17 protein-coding genes are annotated in these 17,049 nt (G+C 67.5%); 8 read left to right on the top strand and 9 right to left on the bottom strand.

Features of this window, described 5'->3' with window-relative positions; genetic code table 11:
• Window positions 1–275: 275 nt before the first annotated feature.
• Window positions 276–1,058 (bottom strand): universal stress protein, encoded by a 783-nt coding sequence (locus OLX23_RS20710; RefSeq protein WP_264447041.1) that lies wholly within the window; start codon window positions 1,056–1,058, stop codon window positions 276–278.
• Window positions 1,059–1,161: 103 nt separating this feature from the next.
• Between OLX23_RS20710 and OLX23_RS20715 the strand changes: the two genes are divergently transcribed.
• Complete coding sequence (locus OLX23_RS20715; protein ID WP_264447042.1) at window positions 1,162–1,812, top strand: HAD-IA family hydrolase; 651 nt, start codon at window positions 1,162–1,164, stop codon at window positions 1,810–1,812.
• Here the strand turns inward: OLX23_RS20715 and OLX23_RS20720 are convergent.
• Complete coding sequence (locus OLX23_RS20720) at window positions 1,809–2,051, bottom strand: hypothetical protein (protein ID WP_264447043.1); 243 nt, start codon at window positions 2,049–2,051, stop codon at window positions 1,809–1,811. The genes OLX23_RS20715 and OLX23_RS20720 overlap by 4 nt on opposite strands.
• Before the next feature lie 276 nt (window positions 2,052–2,327).
• Between OLX23_RS20720 and OLX23_RS20725 the strand changes: the two genes are divergently transcribed.
• A complete protein-coding gene (locus OLX23_RS20725) occupies window positions 2,328–3,095 on the top strand; it encodes a spermidine synthase (protein WP_264447044.1) in 768 nt (255 codons plus the stop codon).
• 115 nt (window positions 3,096–3,210) lie between these two features.
• Here OLX23_RS20725 and OLX23_RS20730 read toward each other — a convergent pair whose 3' ends face one another.
• From OLX23_RS20730 to lptB, 3 genes are all read right to left on the bottom strand, one after another.
• Window positions 3,211–3,873, bottom strand: a complete 663-nt coding sequence (locus OLX23_RS20730; protein WP_264447045.1) for an energy transducer TonB — start codon at window positions 3,871–3,873, stop codon at window positions 3,211–3,213.
• A 182-nt stretch (window positions 3,874–4,055) separates the two neighbouring features.
• A complete protein-coding gene (rpoN, locus tag OLX23_RS20735; protein WP_264447046.1) occupies window positions 4,056–5,552 on the bottom strand; it encodes an RNA polymerase factor sigma-54 in 1,497 nt (498 codons plus the stop codon).
• 101 nt (window positions 5,553–5,653) lie between these two features.
• Window positions 5,654–6,451, bottom strand: a complete 798-nt coding sequence (gene lptB / locus OLX23_RS20740) for an LPS export ABC transporter ATP-binding protein (RefSeq protein ID WP_264447047.1) — start codon at window positions 6,449–6,451, stop codon at window positions 5,654–5,656.
• A 183-nt stretch (window positions 6,452–6,634) separates the two neighbouring features.
• On the opposite strand from lptB, the gene OLX23_RS20745 reads away from it, so the two are divergent.
• Window positions 6,635–7,030, top strand: a complete 396-nt coding sequence (locus OLX23_RS20745) for a hypothetical protein (RefSeq protein WP_264447048.1) — start codon at window positions 6,635–6,637, stop codon at window positions 7,028–7,030.
• A gap of 115 nt (window positions 7,031–7,145) precedes the next feature.
• Window positions 7,146–8,492: a TldD/PmbA family protein gene (locus OLX23_RS20750; RefSeq protein WP_264447049.1), complete on the top strand. Its 1,347-nt coding sequence runs from the start codon at window positions 7,146–7,148 to the stop codon at window positions 8,490–8,492.
• A 93-nt stretch (window positions 8,493–8,585) separates the two neighbouring features.
• Here the strand turns inward: OLX23_RS20750 and ppa are convergent, their stop codons facing one another.
• The 3 genes from ppa to OLX23_RS20765 all read right to left on the bottom strand — a co-directional run bounded on the left by ppa (window position 8,586) and on the right by OLX23_RS20765 (window position 11,848).
• Entirely contained in the window at window positions 8,586–9,125 is a 540-nt protein-coding gene (ppa, locus tag OLX23_RS20755) for an inorganic diphosphatase (RefSeq protein ID WP_264447050.1), read from the bottom strand.
• 90 nt (window positions 9,126–9,215) lie between these two features.
• Window positions 9,216–9,887, bottom strand: coding sequence for a DUF1345 domain-containing protein (locus OLX23_RS20760; RefSeq protein ID WP_264447051.1), 672 nt, complete (start codon window positions 9,885–9,887; stop codon window positions 9,216–9,218).
• The gene (locus OLX23_RS20765; RefSeq protein WP_264447052.1) at window positions 9,884–11,848 is read right to left on the bottom strand and encodes a M61 family metallopeptidase; all 1,965 of its coding nucleotides are present in this window, start codon (window positions 11,846–11,848) and stop codon (window positions 9,884–9,886) included. Before OLX23_RS20765 ends, OLX23_RS20760 begins: the two co-directional genes overlap by 4 nt.
• Window positions 11,849–11,986: 138 nt before the next feature.
• On the opposite strand from OLX23_RS20765, the gene hisS reads away from it, so the two are divergent.
• The 4 genes from hisS (at window position 11,987) to OLX23_RS20785 (ending at window position 16,219) form a co-directional block, all read left to right on the top strand.
• On the top strand, window positions 11,987–13,243 hold the full coding sequence (gene hisS / locus OLX23_RS20770; protein ID WP_264447053.1) for a histidine--tRNA ligase: 1,257 nt from the start codon (window positions 11,987–11,989) through the stop codon (window positions 13,241–13,243).
• Window positions 13,240–14,310, top strand: coding sequence for a peptide chain release factor 1 (gene prfA, locus OLX23_RS20775; RefSeq protein ID WP_264447054.1), 1,071 nt, complete (start codon window positions 13,240–13,242; stop codon window positions 14,308–14,310). Before hisS ends, prfA begins: the two co-directional genes overlap by 4 nt.
• Window positions 14,307–15,140, top strand: coding sequence for a peptide chain release factor N(5)-glutamine methyltransferase (gene prmC, locus OLX23_RS20780; RefSeq protein WP_264447055.1), 834 nt, complete (start codon window positions 14,307–14,309; stop codon window positions 15,138–15,140). Before prfA ends, prmC begins: the two co-directional genes overlap by 4 nt.
• A 239-nt stretch (window positions 15,141–15,379) precedes the next feature.
• Window positions 15,380–16,219: a DUF4167 domain-containing protein gene (locus OLX23_RS20785; protein WP_264447056.1), complete on the top strand. Its 840-nt coding sequence runs from the start codon at window positions 15,380–15,382 to the stop codon at window positions 16,217–16,219.
• A 47-nt stretch (window positions 16,220–16,266) separates the two neighbouring features.
• Here the strand turns inward: OLX23_RS20785 and OLX23_RS20790 are convergent, their stop codons facing one another.
• Window positions 16,267–16,962 carry an SOUL family heme-binding protein gene (locus OLX23_RS20790; RefSeq protein WP_264447058.1) on the bottom strand — a complete coding sequence of 232 codons (696 nt, stop codon included), beginning with the start codon at window positions 16,960–16,962 and terminating at the stop codon, window positions 16,267–16,269.
• Between the last annotated feature and the right edge of the window lie 87 nt (window positions 16,963–17,049).

Consider the following 17,049-nt stretch of genomic DNA (forward strand, 5'->3'; position numbering starts at 1 on the left):
GGGAGAGGATGCCTGAAAGGCCTGTCCTATATGTGCCGAATCGCCCTTTTGTGCAAGTGCGAAATAACTGGTTAATGATGCAAAAAATGCAACCATGGTTGCAGTGACAGATATAATATTGATTTTATTTGTTAAAATAACAGAATATGTCTCATTTATTACTGACTCAGGTGTTTGCAACACACTGCGTGCTGCGCTGCGTCAGGAACTTACCTGGGTGAGCATTTCTCCCGCAAACCGGGGGTTTGCCGCGATCGCGAGCCCGATCGGTGCGATCAGTGGGCCATCAGCAGCGCCGGGCGCGGACAGTCCTCGAGGAAATAGCGCGTCACCCCGCCGAACAGGAATTCGCGCATCCGGCTGCGGCCATAGGCGCCCATGATCAGCAGGTCGCCGCCGAGCTTGAGCACGGCCGCCGCCAGGGTCTCCTCGGTCGAGCCCTTGCGCGTCAGTTCGTGCGGGACCGCCTTGATCGAATGCCGCGCGAGGTAGCGCACCGCGTCGGCCGCGGGAAAGCCGCCGGGCTTCTCGCCGACCGTGAGCACGTTGACCGAAGCGCAGCGTGCGAGCAGCGGGATCGCCCCGCGCAATGCCGCCGCCACCTCGTTGCCGCCGTCCCAGGCGACGCAGGCATTGGCGACGGGCACGGCCAGCGGCTTGTCGTCGGGCAGGACCAGGACCGGCGTGCGTGTCGCCAGGACCACCTCGCCGGCGATCGCGCTGGTGCGCGAGACGATCACGACGTCGGCCAGCCGCGACGCCACGGCCAGGGCGGCAACCGGCTCGTCCTCGCTGCGGATGACGTCGTAGGGCAGGCCCGCCTCGTGGAGTTGCGCCCGCAGCCGTGCGGCCTGGCCATCGTCGTCGGCCAGCGCCTGCTGCATCGCGTCGGAGGCGACGTAGGATCCGCCCATCGGGTCCATCGAGATGTAGCGGCCGATCGGCGTATCGACGAGGAGGGTGATGTGCCCTTCGCCAGCACGCGCCAGCGCCAGTGCGGTCTCGAGCCGGGCCGGCATCGCCCGGCTGCGGTCTGCGTGGACTAGGATGGAACGCATCGCGATCTCCCTGTTGTTCTTTTCTAACGAACCGTCATTAGGGCCGTTCCGCCTTGAGCGCGATCAAATCCTGCCGAAAATCTCAGCCGAGAAAGACCGAATCGTGCCGCTTCCGTTCACTGCCGTCATCTTCGACTTCGGCGGCGTCATCACCGCCAGCCCCTTCGAGGGCTTCACACGCCTCGAAGCCGAGCGCGGCCTGCCCGCGGGGCTGATCCGCCGGGTCAATGCCACCAATCCCGACGACAACGCCTGGGCGCGGCTCGAACGCTCCGAAATCGACACCGCCGCGTTCGACACGCTCTTCGCCGCGGAAAGCGAGGCGCTGGGTCACCGGCTGTCGGGGTGTGCGGTACTCTCGGTGATCGCCGGTGCCGTCCGGCCCGAAATGGTCGCGGCGCTCGGCAAGCTCCGCGCTGCCGGCTATCGCCTCGGCTGCATCACCAACAACGTGCTGTCCGAAGAGAGCCAGCCCGGTGCAGCGCTGAAGCCGGCCTATGCCGAGGCCCTGGGCCATTTCGAGCAGGTGATCGAAAGCGCGCGGGTCGGCCTGCGCAAGCCCGATCCGCGGATCTATGCGCTGATGTGCGAAAGGCTGGGTGTCGCGCCCGAGACCTGCGTCTATCTCGACGACCTCGGCATCAACTGCAAACCGGCGGCCATGCTCGGCATGCACGCGATCAAGGTTACCAGTGGCGCGCAGGCGCTGGCCGACCTGGAAGTCGCGCTGGGACTGGACCTGACCGGAGACTAGGCCTGCGAGGGCAGCGGATAGGGCCGGCCATCGAGTTCGGCCGCATAGGACGCGCATTCGGGCCAGAACACGAGCCCGTCCGGCGTCCGCTCGATCGTCGCCGGTTGCGGCTGAGTCAGCGAATGGCAGGTCAGCACGAGCACCGATCCCACGGGCACGCGAATCTCGTCGCACCACATCTCGATGCGCACGACCATCGGGTCGGATCCCGCATTCTGGAAACGATAGGTACCTGTCATGACGCCTTGCCGGAGCCTCGCGGAGCCGATCACATCGTGTGTCGCTACCGAGCGAGCTGTCAGATAGGCGGGGCCGGATAGCTTGGGAATATCGTAGTTCTGCGTCAGACCTTGGTCGCAGGCGCTGCATCGGCGGTCGACCGGCCGAGAATTCACGCGCGAATGCGTTCGCGTAGTGCGCCGCGATGCGCTAGGGCGGTCGCGCAGGCCATACTGGCCTGCTCGCGGCAGACAGACGATCGTGCTCCCGCTCAAGTCCGGGAGCATTTCGTAAGCATGATTCCCCCTCCCCTCCCGCTTGCGCGCGTATCACCCACGAAGGGCGCGAGCGACGACGCGGTTTGCGCCGGCAAGGCCCTGCTACTCGACGACGGCGAATGCATCGGCCGCGCGCGGGTGCCCGGCGGGATCGAGCTGCGCCTCATCCGCCATGACGACGAGTTCTCGATCGTGCTCGAGGACAACGAGTTGATGAGCACACGCGTCAGCGCATCCGAGATCGCGCTCGCGACGATGACCCATGCCCGGTTGGGCGCGCGAACCGCGTCGGAATGGCTGATCGGCGGCTATGGCATGGGCTTCACCCTGCGCGCCGCGCTGGCCGCGCTCGACGCCGATGCTTGCGTCACCGTGGCCGAGCTGGTCCCCGAAATCATTCAATGGGCGCGCGGCCCGATGCAGGCCGTGACCGCCGGCTGCCTCGACGACGCGCGGGTGATGCTCGTCGACGAAGACGTCGCCACGCTGATCAACGCCGCGATCGACAGCTACGACGCCATCCTGCTCGACGTCGACAATGGGCCCGAGGGTCTGACCCGCGCGCAAAACGACTATCTCTATTCGCCGAGCGGGCTCGAGGCGGCCAGCCGCGCGCTCAAGCACGACGGCATCCTCGCCGTCTGGTCGGCCGAACCCGACGCGCATTTTCCCGCGAAACTGCGCGATGCCGGCTTCGATGTCGCCGAGGTCGAGGTGAACGACGGACACAAGGACGATGCCGACATCCACGTCCTGTGGTTCGCCCGGAAGCGCGCCGAAGCCTAGGCTGCCTCGGTTCGGTTGTGCCGATCTGCGCCAGATGGGCCATCGACACCCTCCCCGGTCGTGACCGCCGGAGAGGATGCCGATGTTCTCAGGACCGTCCGATTAGGGGGATCGTTCAGTCCCGAGGAATCTGCCAGCGGATCGCGCTGGTATAGGTCGAAGGCACGCGCTTGCCTTCACCATCGGTCGCTGGCTCGAACTGCGCGCGACGCGAAACCTTTTCGCAGGTTGCCTGGTCCAGCCCCGGATGACCGCTGCTCGCGATCACCGTGCAGTTCTGCACCCGACCATTGGCATCGATTGCCAAGGTGAAGCGCGTGGTACCCTGATTGCCTTCGCGCAGATCGCGCGACGGATAGTCATTCGTGGTCGCCCAGCCGCCCGGCGCGTTGCGCGGCTTGGCGGCGCGCGGAGTGAACGTCTGCGTCGGCGACGGCTGGGGCAGCGGATCGGCATGAGGTGCCGGGATGAAGTCGGGAAGCGGCTGCAGCGGAACCGGATCTGCCGGAATTTGGCGCGGCGTCAGGACCACGTCGGGCACCTGCGTTCTCGATTCGATTATGGGCTTCTCGATCGTCTGGTCGGGCGGTGAAGGCGGAACCGGGATCGGCGTGAGCGGAATCTGCGCGGCCTCGGTCCGCGGGGGCGGCGGGCGGTCGAAGAACTTGACGGTGAAACCGTTGATCAGCGCGACGATCGCAGCCCCCTGGATCAGGGCCACGACAGCCGTCGCTACGGCCCGCTGGTTTCCTCCAGCCCTGTGGTCGGTATAGGCCATGGCACTCCTCTCTTTTTCGCCCCCCAAGGCCAATACTTGGGAGACCGTTTTGAGGAGCCAAATTTATCAGGATAGTTTCATCTGAAAACAAATTTATACTAAACAGAACAAGTATAAAATCTAAGCTAACTGAGTAAATTATAGGCAGGCTCAGTATTCGTCCCGAAAGGACACAGCCAAACCTAGCGGACGGCCGCCAGGGCCTTCTGCCGGCGCCGCTGGACCGAACTGCCCAGGCCGATCGCCTCGCGGTACTTGGCCACGGTGCGGCGGGCGAGATCGAAGCCCTTCTCGCGCAGCAGGTCCACCAGCGCGTCGTCGGAGAGGATCGCCTTGGCATCCTCGGCATCGATCAGCGAGCGGATCGCCGCCTTGACCGCCTGGGCCGAAACCGCCCCTTCGCCATCGGCCGCGGCGACGCCCGAGGTGAAGAAGTACTTGAGCTCGAACAGCCCGCGCTCGCACTGGAGATACTTGTTCGAGGTGACGCGGCTCACGGTCGATTCGTGCATGCCGATCGTCTCGGCCACGGCGCGCAGGGTCAGCGGCTTCAGGTGCGAGACGCCATGCCGGAAGAAGCCGTCCTGCTGGCGCACGATTTCGGCCGCGACCTTGAGGATCGTCTTCTGGCGCTGGTCGAGCGCCTTGATCAGCCAGTTGGCGTCGGCCAGCTTTTCCGACAGCCAGCCCTTCGACGGCTTATCGGTGCACGAGCCCTTGAGCTCGACGTAGTAGGAGCGGTTGACGATCAGCCGCGGCAGGGTCGCCTGGTTCAGCGCGATGTCCCAGCCGCCGTCGGCGCGCGCGGTGATCAGGATGTCGGGGGTGACCGGCGCCCCGACCCCGCCGCCGAAACGCAGGCCCGGCTTGGGGTCGTAGCCCTTGAGCTCGGACAGCATGTCGGCGAAGTCCTCGTCGTCGACACTGCAGATGCGCTTGAGCCGCGCGAAATCGCCGCGCGCGACGAGATCGAGATTGTCGATCAACCGCGCCATCGCCGGATCGTAGCGATCTGCCTCCTGCGCCTGGAGCGCGATGCATTCGCCGAGCGAACGTGCGCCGACGCCGGTGGGATCGAGCGTCTGGACCAGCGCCAGCCCTTCCTCGACTTCGGCGAGCGCCAGGCCGAGATCCTCGGCCACGTCGCGCAGGGATACCGGCAGGTAGCCCGCATCGTCGAGTTGGCCGATCAGGTACCGCGCGATCGCAGCGCTGCGCGGATCGTCGGTCGCCGTTCCGATCTGCGCCTCGAGATGCTCGGCCAGGGTCTCCTCGCCGCCACCGCGCTCTTCGATCGACGGGCCTTCCTCGCCCATGGTGAAGCGGCTGTCGCCGCCCCAATCGCCGCTATCGAAATCACCGGTGTCGCGATCGCGATCGAGCGTCGTCGGGTCGATGTCGAGCGGCCGGTCGTCGGCAGCCCGCCCCTCGCCGATCAGCGCATCGACCGGCGAGCTTTCGAGGCTGGTGCGACGAGCTTCCTCAGGAATTTCGACCGCTTCGGCCGCCGGTGGTGCCACCTCGCCCAGGTCGAGCAGCGGATTGGCCTCGAGCGCCTCGCCGATGAAGGTCTCGATCTCGAGATTGGACAGCGCCAGCAGCTTGATCGCCTGCTGAAGCTGCGGCGTCATGACCAGCGACTGGGTCTGACGTAGATCTAGGCGGGGCCCCAACGCCATAGATCAGTGCTTCGGCAAGCTCAGCATGAGCGGGGGTGGAGCAATAACCGACATCCGCTCATCCCGAGCGGACATCCGCTCATCCTGAGCTTGTCGAAGGATCACAACGTGAAATCCTCGCCCAGATAGAGCCGGCGCACGTTCTCGTCGGCGACCAGCGCCTCGGGCGATCCCGAGAACAGCACCTGGCCGCCATAGACGATGCAGGCGCGATCGCAGATGTCGAGCGTCTCGCGGACGTTGTGATCGGTGATCAGCACGCCGATGCCGCGCGTCTTGAGATCGCGCACGAGATGGCGGATGTCGGCGATCGACAAAGGATCGATACCGGCGAAGGGCTCGTCGAGCAGCATGATCGACGGCTTGGCCGCGAGCGCGCGGGCGATCTCGCAGCGGCGGCGCTCGCCGCCCGAAAGCGCCATGGCCGGGCTCGCGCGCAGCCGGGTCAGGCTGAACTCCTCGAGCAGGCGGTCGAGTTCCTGCGCGCGCACGGCCTTGTCGGGCTCGATCAGTTCGAGCACGCAGCCGATGTTCTCCTCGACCGTCATGCCGCGGAAGATCGAAGTTTCCTGCGGCAGATAGCCGAGGCCGAGCACGGCACGGCGGTACATCGGCAGGCTGGTGATATCGACGCCGTCGAGCAGGATGCGCCCGGCATCGGGCTTCACCAGGCCCATCACCGAATAGAAGCAGGTGGTCTTGCCGGCACCGTTGGGGCCGAGCAGGCCGAGCACTTCGCCGCGCGCCACCGACAGCGAGATGTCGGTCAACACCGCGCGCTTGTCATAGCTCTTGGCGATCGACACCACTTCGAGCCCGCCCTGCGGGATCGGCGGTGCCGCGCTGTCGTTCTGTCCTGCCACCTCGGGCGAGGCCGTCTGCGTCATGATGTCGGTCATGTCCTGCGCGATGTAGGGGGCGGCGGGATGATGGGCAAGCGCCCTTTAACCACTTGGCAGGTTTTATGCATGGCAGATCGCCGCTCGGCATAGACGGGCTGGGGCGCGGCGTGGTTAACCCGCTTGATCGATCGACGATTCGATGATTTACTCCGCTTCCGATGTAATAAGAGAGGATTGGGAATGGCGAAGGTGTGGCAGCGCGGTTTCATCGCGCCGCAGACGGAAGCCCGTCCGAACGAAGCCAAGTCGGTCGACTGGCGCCGCCGGATGAGCGACAACATCGCTTACGCCCTCCTCGTCTACACCGCCCTCCAGATCTTCGTGACGATGGGCGCGCTCAAGTCCGAAGGCGCCTCGCTGCTGCCCTACCTCGCGCTCGTCGTGCTGGTCGGCGCGATCATTCCGGCCTGCCGCCGGTTCGAACGCCGCTGGAACCGCCTGACCGAAGAGCAGGCCCACGACCCCTCGATGGCCGGCTATTTCCGCCGCGATCGCCTGGCGCTGTGGGTCATGGCGATCGGCCTGCCTTTCGCGCTGACCGGCCTGTTCAAGCTGCTGGCCCTCACCTTCGCCTGAAACATCTGCCGAAATGACGGTCCGGCACCCGTGATCCCGGACGTTGCCCTTCCCGCCCGCGAGGACTAGAGCCGCCCCTTCACCCGCGCGACGTAAGCGTTTGAAGGAGTGCCCAATGCTCAGCCTCGAAGCCGCCCAGGAACGCGCAGAGGCGCTGCTCCAGCGGGCGCGCAAGGCCGGCGCCGACGCCGCCGACGCGGTCTATTCGGCCGACGCTTCCGAAAGCATCCAGGTCCGCCTCGGCAAGCTCGAGGACGTCGAGCGCTCGGAGAGCGAGCACATTGGCCTGCGCGTGTTCATCGGCACGCGCTCGGCCTCGATCGGTTCGAGCGACATGGGCGACGCGGCGCTCGACGAACTGGCCGCGCGCGCGGTCGCCATGGCGCGTTCGGCACCCGAAGATCCCTATGCCGGGCTTGCCCCCGGAGACCTGCTGACCCGCGGTCCCTTCCCCGCGCTCGATCTCGAGGATGCCGAGGAGCCCAGCCCGCAGACCCTGCGCGCGATCGCCGAGGCGGCCGAGGACGCCGCCCGCGCCGTGCCCGGCGTGACCAATTCCGAGGGCGGCGGCGCCAGCGCCGGACGCGGGCTCTTCGCGCTCGCCACGAGCCACGGCTTTTCGGGCTCCTACGCCACGACCAGCCGCGGGCTGTCGGCCAGCGTCGTCGCCGGCGAGGGCGCCAACATGCAGCGCGACTACGGCTGGCGCTCCGCCCGCCACACCGCCGACCTGCCCAGCCCGGCCGAAATCGGCGAGATCGCCGGCAACCGCGCGGTCGCACGGCTCAATCCGGGCAAGCTCAAAAGCGGGCCGATGCCCGTGGTGTTCGATCCGAGAGTCGGCGGCACCTTGGTCGGCCACCTGATCGGCGCCATGGCCGGATCGTCGATCGCACGGCGATCGAGCTTCCTGCTCGACCGCCTGGGCGAGCAGCTGTTCGACAGCGGCGTGCAGGTGATCGAGGATCCGCACCTGCCGCGCGGGCTGCGCTCGCGCCCGTTCGACGGCGAAGGCCTGGCCACGGCGCGGCGCGCGCTGGTCGAGGACGGCCGCATCACCACCTGGCTGCTCGAAAGCGCTTCGGCCCGCCAGCTCGGCCTTCAGCCCACCGGACATGCCTCGCGCGGGCACGGCGGCGCGCCGGGCGCTTCGGTCAGCAACCTGCACCTCGCCGCGGGCACGGTCAGCCCGCAGGCGCTGATGGCCGACATCACGGACGGGGTCTACGTGACCGAACTGATCGGCCACGGCGTCAACGGCGTGACCGGCGACTACAGCCGCGGCGCCTCGGGCTTCCGCGTGGTCAATGGCGAGAAGGTCGGCCCGGTGGCCGAATTCACCATCGCCGGCAATCTGCTCGACATGTTCGCGGCGATGACGCCGGCGAACGATCTCGAATGGTTCCGCCCGATCAACGTGCCGACGATCCGCGTCGACGGACTGACGATCGCCGGGGATTAAGGCGCCGGGAATTGAACCGCCGGCGACTGAAAGCAAAAAGGGAGGGCAGCGAGCCCTCCCTTCGAATTTGCAGCACTTCCGCCTGGGCGGAAATCAGCCCTTCTTGTTGGCCTGGTAGCGCTCGATCGCTTCGACCGTGATGCGGCGGGCGTCTTCGGCGCCGCCCCAGGTGCCGATGCGCACCCACTTCTTCTTCTCGAGATCCTTGTAGTGCGTGAAGAAGTGCTCGATCTGCTCCATGACGATGCCGGGCAGGTCGTCCTTCTCGGCGACTTCGGAATAGTAGGGGAAGGTCTTGTCGTCGGGCACGCAGACGAGCTTCTCGTCGCCGCCGGCTTCGTCTTCGAGGTTCAGCACCGCGATCGGGCGCGCGCGGACGACGCAGCCCGGGACGAAGGGCGAGCGCGCGATGACCAGCGCGTCGAGCGGATCGCCGTCGGGCGACAGCGTGTGCGGCACGAAGCCGTAGTTCGCAGGGTAACGCATCGGCGTGTGCAGGATGCGGTCCACGAACAGAGCGCCCGATTCCTTGTCGAACTCGTATTTCACGGGTTCGCCGCCGACGGGCACTTCGATGATGACGTTCAGGCTCTCGGGCGGGTTGTCGCCCGTAGGGATCAGGTCGATACGCATGCCCGCGCCCCTAGACCCGACCATGGTGCACCGCAACAGCAACCTTGCGTGCGGCACGCCAAAAAAGCACGGTTTCTTGCGAAACCTCCGCTACCCGCCTCCGCCCAGCACGTTGATCGTGAAAGCGATGACGCCGATGTTGAAGACGAAGGCGGCGAAGCTGTGCAGGATAACCACCTGGCGCAAGGTCGGCGCGGTCACCGCGACGTCGGAGGTCTGGAAGGTCATGCCCAGGGTGAAGGCGAAATAGGCGAAGTCGGAATAGGATGGGGTCTGGGTGCCGGGAAAGTCGAGCCCGCCCGCATCGCCGCCTCCATCACCGCCTTGACCGTCGCGCCGATAGTAGTCGTGCGCATAGTGCATCGCGTAGACCGAATTGGCGAAGAGCCAGATCAGCACCAAGGTCCCGACCAGCTTGACCGCGGCGAAGGGATCGCCGCCGCGGACGTGGCGCAGTTCGCCGCTGACCGCGATCATCACCACGACCGTGAGCAGCGAGGTGATGATCAGCACCATCAGCCGGTTGGCATCGTTCTCGCCGGCATGGCGCCGCATCGCCGCGGCCCCGCTATCGCGCAGCAGCGGCACCAGAGAGACCAGAAAGCACAGCGCCGCCCCGTCGAAGGCCAGCGCCGTCGCATCCTGCCATTCGTCGCCGAGCGCCCAATGCGCGGCGACGAAGCCGGCGAGCAGCAGGACCAGAAAGCCGATGAAGCGCGCCGGCGCGATCCGGTTGCCCAGCGGACGGCGCGCCGCGGTCACTTCTCCGGCGTGCCCCGCCGCGGCGCCATCAGGCTGTCGAGCGGCGCGGTGCCGCGCGTCGAAGCGCGCTCGAGCCAGGGCCAGCGCAGCCCGCCCTTGTAGGGCACCGACACGGTCAGGAAGCGGTCGCCGCGCTTGACCAGCAGCTCGATCGGCTTCGCGCCGGTCTTGGCCGCGGTGATCGCCTGCTTGATCTTGTCGTGATCGTAGGTGCGGCCGTTGACCGCGACGATCTTGGCACCGGTCACGAGGCCGGCGTTGAAGGCCGGGCCGTTCCACTGCGTCGCGGTGACCGTGCCCTCGCGATCGAGCGAAACGCCGAGCGAATAGGTCAGGCTCAGCGACTTGGCGTCGTCCATCCGCGCCTTGTCGTAGGCGTTGGGCTCGTCGCGCCAGACCAGCCGATAGCCGCCCTTCTCGATCCCCGCGAGCGGCGCGGGCTGGCCCGTGCCCTGGATGCGCGTGCGCAGGAAACCGGCCCAGTCGTAGCGATAGACCGAATCGAGCGTCGCGACGACATCGGCGAACTCGTAGGTCGCCGAGGGGCCGTCGCCCTTGTACGAGAAGAAGGCCTTCGCGAAGTCGTCGAGCCCCTTGCGACCGCCGGTACCCGCACGGATGATCTGATCGGCCTCGAGCCAGATCAGCGCGCCTTCGTTGTAGTAGTCCTCGCTGCGCGCGAGCGTGCCATAGGGCTTGGGCTTTCGCGCGGCGAAGACCGGATCGAAGGTCGTATCCTCGACCGAGCGCCACGCGCGGCCCGGCTGCTCGGCGTAGTTGCCGGCCTGGCTGGCCAGCATGCCGAGCACCATCTCGCGCGTCTGCACGCCCGATCGCGCCGCGTGGATCAGACCCCAGAACTGCGTCTGGCCTTCGTAGACCCACAGCAGGTCGTCCTGCATCGGCTGGCGATAGTCGGGGGTCCACAGCCGCGCCGGGCGGCGATACTTGCCGTTCCAGCTATGCGCGAACTCGTGCGGCAGGACGTTGCGATCCCAGTCCATGCCTTCCCAGTCGATGAAGTTGCGCGGCTCCATCTGGTTCTCGCTCGAGCGCAGGTGCTCGAGCCCGATGCCGCCCATGCGGTCGGTCAGCGCCAGCAGGAACTCGTAGCGATCGAAGGCCGGCCGCCCGAAGGTCGCCAGGGTCTCGTCGACCATGGCAGTCAGCTTGGCCAGGTTCGACGGCGCGACCGCGAGCAGTTCGGGCTCGTCGGCCACGACATTGAGCGTGACCTTGTGGCCGAGGTCCCACTTGCGGAAGTGAGTGCCCGCGAAGATCGGCGAATCGACCAGGCTTTCGTAGTCGGTCTCGGCCCAGCGAACCGTGTCGCCCGAAACGCTCTGGCCATCGAGCGCCGTAGCGGCGGTCCAGCCCTTGGGCAGGACCACGCTGGGCTTGATGCGGATGCGGCGGACGTAATGCCCGGCCGGATAGAGGCTCATCTTCTCCCACTGGAGGTTGAGCATCTCCTGCGTGACGGTGATGCGCCCCTCGGAGGTCTGCAAAGGCGACGTGTGGGCGAACTTCGCCACGAGTTCGCGCGCGCCTTCGGGGAGATCGACGTGGAAGGCATAGACCTCGACCGGATCACGGCGCCAAACGACGGGCTTGCCATCGACCGTGAAGCGCAGGTCGGCGAGCTCGGCCAAGGGTCCGCGCGGGCCATGGTTGCCGGGCAGCCACTGCGGCAGCAGCAGCGCGATCTTGCGCGTGCCCGCGGCCAGCGGGATCGTCTCGGTCACGCGATAGGCGCCGCGCTGCGTGTCGCTGGCGTCGATGTCGAGCCGGATCGTGCCGCCGGGCCAGGCGACATCCTGCGGATCGGGCACGGCGCGCACGATCGGTTGGGCCATCGGCGGTGAGTTCAGCGCCTGCGAAGACGGCAGCGTTTGGGCGTTGGCGGAAAAGGCGACGGGAAGGGCCGCGAGCAGCGCGGCGGCGGGGATCAGGCTCCTCATACTGACATTCATGGCGGCAACTGCGCGTAACCGCAACCACGGCACCGCCCGTCGCGCGGCGATTGCGGTGACAAAGTGTTGCCGGCGCCACCCGCCTGATGCTTTCCCGCCACGAAAAATGGGTCTAAGCGCGCGCCCATGAACACCACACCGCAAGCGATCAGAGGCACCCAGGACATTTTCGGCCCCGACGCCGAGGCTTTCGCCCATGTCGTCGAGACCTTCGAGCGCGTGCGCAAGCTCTACCGTTTCCGCCGCGCGGAAATGCCCGTGTTCGAGAAGACCGCGGTGTTCAGCCGCTCGCTCGGCGAGACCACCGACGTCGTCTCGAAGGAGATGTATTCGTTCGAGGATCGCGGCGGCGAATCGCTGACCCTGCGCCCCGAATTCACCGCCGGCCTAGCCCGCGCCTTCCTGACCAACGGCTGGCAGCAGCACGCGCCGCTCAAGCTGGCGACGCACGGCCCGCTGTTCCGCTACGAGCGCCCGCAGAAGGGCCGCTATCGCCAGTTCCACCAGATCGACGCCGAGATCATCGGCGCGGCCGAGCCGCAGACCGACGTCGAGCTGCTGGCCATGGCCGACCAGCTGCTCAAGGAACTGGGCATTTCGGACGGCGTCACCCTGCAGCTCAACACCCTGGGCGACGCGCCGAGCCGCGAGGCCTGGCGGCTGGCGCTGATCGAATACTTCCGGAGCCACCGCGACAGTCTGTCCGAGGACAGCCAGAAGCGGCTCGAGGCGAACCCGCTGCGCATCCTCGATTCGAAGGATCCGGCCGACAAGGTGTTCACCGCCGACGCGCCGAAGATCGACGCCTATCTGTCGGGCGAGGCGCAGGACTTCTTCGGCGCCGTCACCGCCGGGCTCGACGCGGCCGGTGTCGAATGGACCCGCGCGCCGGCGCTCGTGCGCGGGCTCGATTACTATCGCCACACCGCCTTCGAATTCGTCACCGACCGGCTCGGTGCTCAGGGTACCGTGCTCGGCGGCGGCCGCTACGACGGCCTGATCGAGACCTTGGGCGGCCCGCACACGCCGGCAGTCGGCTGGGCCGCGGGGATCGAGCGGCTGGCCATGCTGGTGGCGGACGCGGGCCATGCCGGCGAAGCCAAGGCCGAAGTGGTCGTGGTCGCCGAGAACCGCGATTTCGAGGTCGAGGCGATGAAGCTGGTGACGCGCTATCGCCGCGCCGGGATCTCGACCGAGATCGTCGCCACGGGCAGCCCCAAGAAGCGCTTCGATCGCGCGCGTAAGCTCGAACCCGCGGCTATCGTCTCGCTCGACCTGCGCGACGGCGCCCCCTCGCGCACGCTCAAGCTGCTCGACGAAAGCCATGCGCGCCAGAGCGACATCCGCGGCGTCTACGACGCGTTTCTGACGGACAACGCGTGAGCGTTTCCGACGCCCGCCTTGCCCAGATCGCCGCGCGCTTCGCCGAGCTCGAGGCGCGGCTCGCCTCGGGCACGCTCGAAGGGCCCGAATTCGTCGCCGCGAGCCGCGACTATGCCGAGCTCGAGCCCGTCGCCAGGGCCGCGCGCGAGGTCGCAACGATGCGCGAGGAACTAGCCAGCCTGCAGGCGCTGAACGAGAGCGATCCCGAGATGCGCGCGCTCGCCGAGGAAGAGATCGCCAGCCTCAAGGCCGATCTGCCCGAGGCCGAGCACCAGCTGTCGATCGCCATGCTGCCGCGCGATTCGGCCGACGCGCGCCCGGCCATGCTCGAAATCCGCGCCGGCACCGGCGGCGACGAGGCCGCGCTGTTCGCCGCCGACCTCTATCGCATGTACGAGCGCTATGCGGCCGAGCAGGGCTGGAAGATCGAGATGGTCTCGGCCAATGCCAACGAGCTCGGCGGCTTCAAGGAAGTCGTCGCCAACGTCGCCGGCCAGGGGGTCTTCGCCAAGCTCAAGTTCGAGAGCGGCGTGCACCGCGTCCAGCGCGTGCCCGTGACCGAGAGCGGCGGCCGCATCCACACTTCGGCCGCGACCGTGGCCGTGCTGCCCGAGCCCGACGAGGTCGACGTCCAGATCGATCCGGGCGACCTCAAGATCGACATCTACCGCGCGAGCGGCGCCGGCGGCCAGCACGTCAACACCACCGATTCGGCCGTGCGCCTGACCCACCTGCCGACGGGCCTCGTGGTGATCCAGCAGGACCAGCGCAGCCAGCACAAGAACAAGGACAAGGCGATGCAGGTGCTGCGCACGCGGCTCTACGACCTGCGCCGCGCCGAGGTTCATGGCGCCGAGGCCGAAGCGCGCAAGGCGATGGTCGGCTCGGGCGATCGCTCCGAACGCATCCGCACCTACAACTTTCCGCAGGGCCGCGTGACCGACCACCGCATCAACCTGACCCTGCACCGCCTGCCCGAGATCCTCGAGGGCCCGGGGCTCGTCGAGCTGATCGATGCGCTGATTGCCGAAGACCAGGCCAAGCGCCTGGCAGCGATGGATTCGTGACGATCGACGCAGCGCTGCGCGCCGCCGCGGCGGTGCTCGAAGAGACCAGCGACACCCCCCGTCTCGACGCCGAACTGCTGATGGCCGAGGCGCTGGGCGTCTCGCGGTCGGACCTGTTGCTGCGCCACGCGCGCGATGCGGTGCCTGCGGGCTTCGCCGCACTGCTCGAACGCCGACAGGCGCACGAGCCGATCGCCTATATCCTCGGCAATCAGGAGTTCTTCGGCCTCGAATTCCGGGTCTCGCCCGCGGTGCTGATCCCGCGCGGCGACAGCGAGGTCCTGGTCGAAGCCGCGCTCGCGGCGCGGCCCGACGCCGCCCGCGTGCTCGACTGCGGCACGGGTTCGGGCGCCCTGCTGCTGACCGTGCTGCATCGCCTGCCCCGCGCGCAGGGCGTCGGCATCGATCGCTCGCCCGACGCACTGGCCGTGGCCCAGGGCAATGCCGAGCGGCTGCATCTGGCCAATCGCGCCCGGATGATCGCCGCCGACTGGGACCAGCCGGATTGGTCGGAAGCGCTCCGCGGACCGTTCGACCTGGTCCTCGCCAACCCTCCCTATGTCGAGGATGCCGCGCCGCTGGCACCCTCGGTCCACGCGCACGAACCGCACGGCGCGCTCTTCGCCGGACCCGAGGGGCTCGACGCCTATCGCGTACTGATCCCGCAGCTGCCGGCGCTACTCGCGCCCGGCGGCGTGGCGGCGATCGAGATCGGTGCGAGCCAGGCCGAAGCGGTCGCCGCGATCGCCGCCGAAGCCGGCTTCGCGCACCGCTTGCACCGCGATCTCGGCGGCCGTGCGCGCGTAGTCGAACTTTCGCTCCGGCAATAAAATTCCGCTTGGCATTTGGCCGCGCGATGCTTATCTCCACTCGTGACCAGCGGATGGATGCACGCTTCCCATCCTGCCGGTTCAACTCCTACATTTGCATAGGGCTTGCGGTCAGGAACCGTTCGCCAGGCGCAGATGTCGGGACCACGGGTCCCAACGCGATCCGTGGCTGAGTGGCGTGCGTCATGCCGTCCGGGATGTTTGCCGGAAGAGGCCAGGGGCTTTGAGGAAGATCACCCTTGAACAATAATCGTGGGAATAACCGCCGGCGCGGCCGGGGTAACAATAACAACAACCGCCAGGGCGGTGGGCAGCAGCTCAACCGCATCGACAGTCGCGCGCGTGGCAATGCCCCGCAGCTGCTCGAGAAATATCGCAAGCTCGCCCATGACGCGCACCTCAACGGTGATCGCGTGCAGGAAGAATACTACCTCCAGTTCGCCGACCACTATTTCCGCGTGATCGCCGATCAGCGCAACCGGCAGGAAGAGCAGCGCCAGCGCCGCGATGAACGCTGGCAGGAAGGCGGCAACGACGGCGAGCGTGAGGACGGCGATTTCGCCTCCGAATACGGCAACGACAGCGACTACACCGCTTACGACCAGCCGCATCGCCGCGAGCGCGAGGACCGTCCGCAGCGCCAGGAAGAGCGTTCGGAACGTCCCGAACGGGCAGAGCGTCCCGAACGGGCGGAACGCGCCGAGCGTCCAGCGCGTGCTGAGCGCACTGCCGAGCCGCGCGATGATGAAAGCGCCGAAGACGCCGCAGGCGAAGACGGCAACCGTTCGGTTTACGAACCGGTGGAAAATCCCTTCGTCCGCGAAGGCCGTTCTACGCGTGGCCTGAAGCCGCGCCGCGAAGGCCGCGAGGAACGCCGCCCGCGCCGCGAGCGCGCCGAGAACGAAGACGCGGCCCCGGCCTTCGACGCCAGCGTCCTGCCCCCGGCCATCTCGGGCGGTCGCGAGGAAGCGCCCGAAGCCGAAGCCCCGGCCGCCGAGGAAAAGGCCAAGCCGCGTCGCACGCGCAAGCCGAAGCCCCCTGCGGGCGATGCCGGCGAGACGCTCGAAACCGTCAGCTGATCCGAAAAGCCCTCTCCCCGCGGAGAGGGCTTTTTCGTTGGCCCCTCCTACTTGGCCTGAACCTCCACCCACCATTCGTTCCGGCGCAGCAGGCCCGGGACGACCGGCGCGTTGTAAGCCGCAAACTCGGGCTCGCCGAGCGTGTGCAGCCCGCGCTTCTGGACTCTTTCGAGCAATTCGGCGCGCTTACGCGCGACCAGATCGCGATCGGTGCCACGGCCCGAGAAGCGCAGCGCCGCGATCGTCCGCCCCGGCAGGTCGGTCAGTGCCACGTCCTGTGCCGGTTCGGGCAGGCGATCCCGCTGCCAGGCACGCGGCATGACGAAGCGGACCAGCCAGTCTCCTGACGCGGCGCCGGGTGCGACCGTCACCGGCACGGTCATCGCGATCCCCGCCTTGTCCGCGCCCGGCTGACGCGCTTCGGGCTTGCCCGAGATATAGGCGTAGAGCGGCTCGAACCCGGCATCCATGGCTTCGGCCAACGTGCCGGCCCTGTGCACTTCGGCGACGGTCAGGCGGGCGTAGCGGCGCAGGCTGAAGGCGCCGTCGCGCTCGACAACCTTGTGCTCGGCCTCCTCCTGGCTGCGTTCCTTGAGGAAGTAGAGCGCGAAACCGCTGAGCGCGAGCCCGGCGGCCCCCAGCGCAATCTCACCCGCCAGACGCTGGGGCGAGCGCGACGACGATCGAAGTCTGTCGAACGAAAACGAATGCCGACGGTGCGGCAGGTGGGCCGTCAGGGCCATATGCGGGTTCTCCCGGAATGCGGTTTTCCTACACAGGAGAATGCCGCCCCTTTGCGCCCGTTCCAGCGCTTGCGCAGAAAGCGGCGA

This window comes from Novosphingobium sp. JCM 18896 (assembly GCF_025938095.1).
In the GTDB taxonomy this organism is placed as follows: domain Bacteria; phylum Pseudomonadota; class Alphaproteobacteria; order Sphingomonadales; family Sphingomonadaceae; genus Novosphingobium.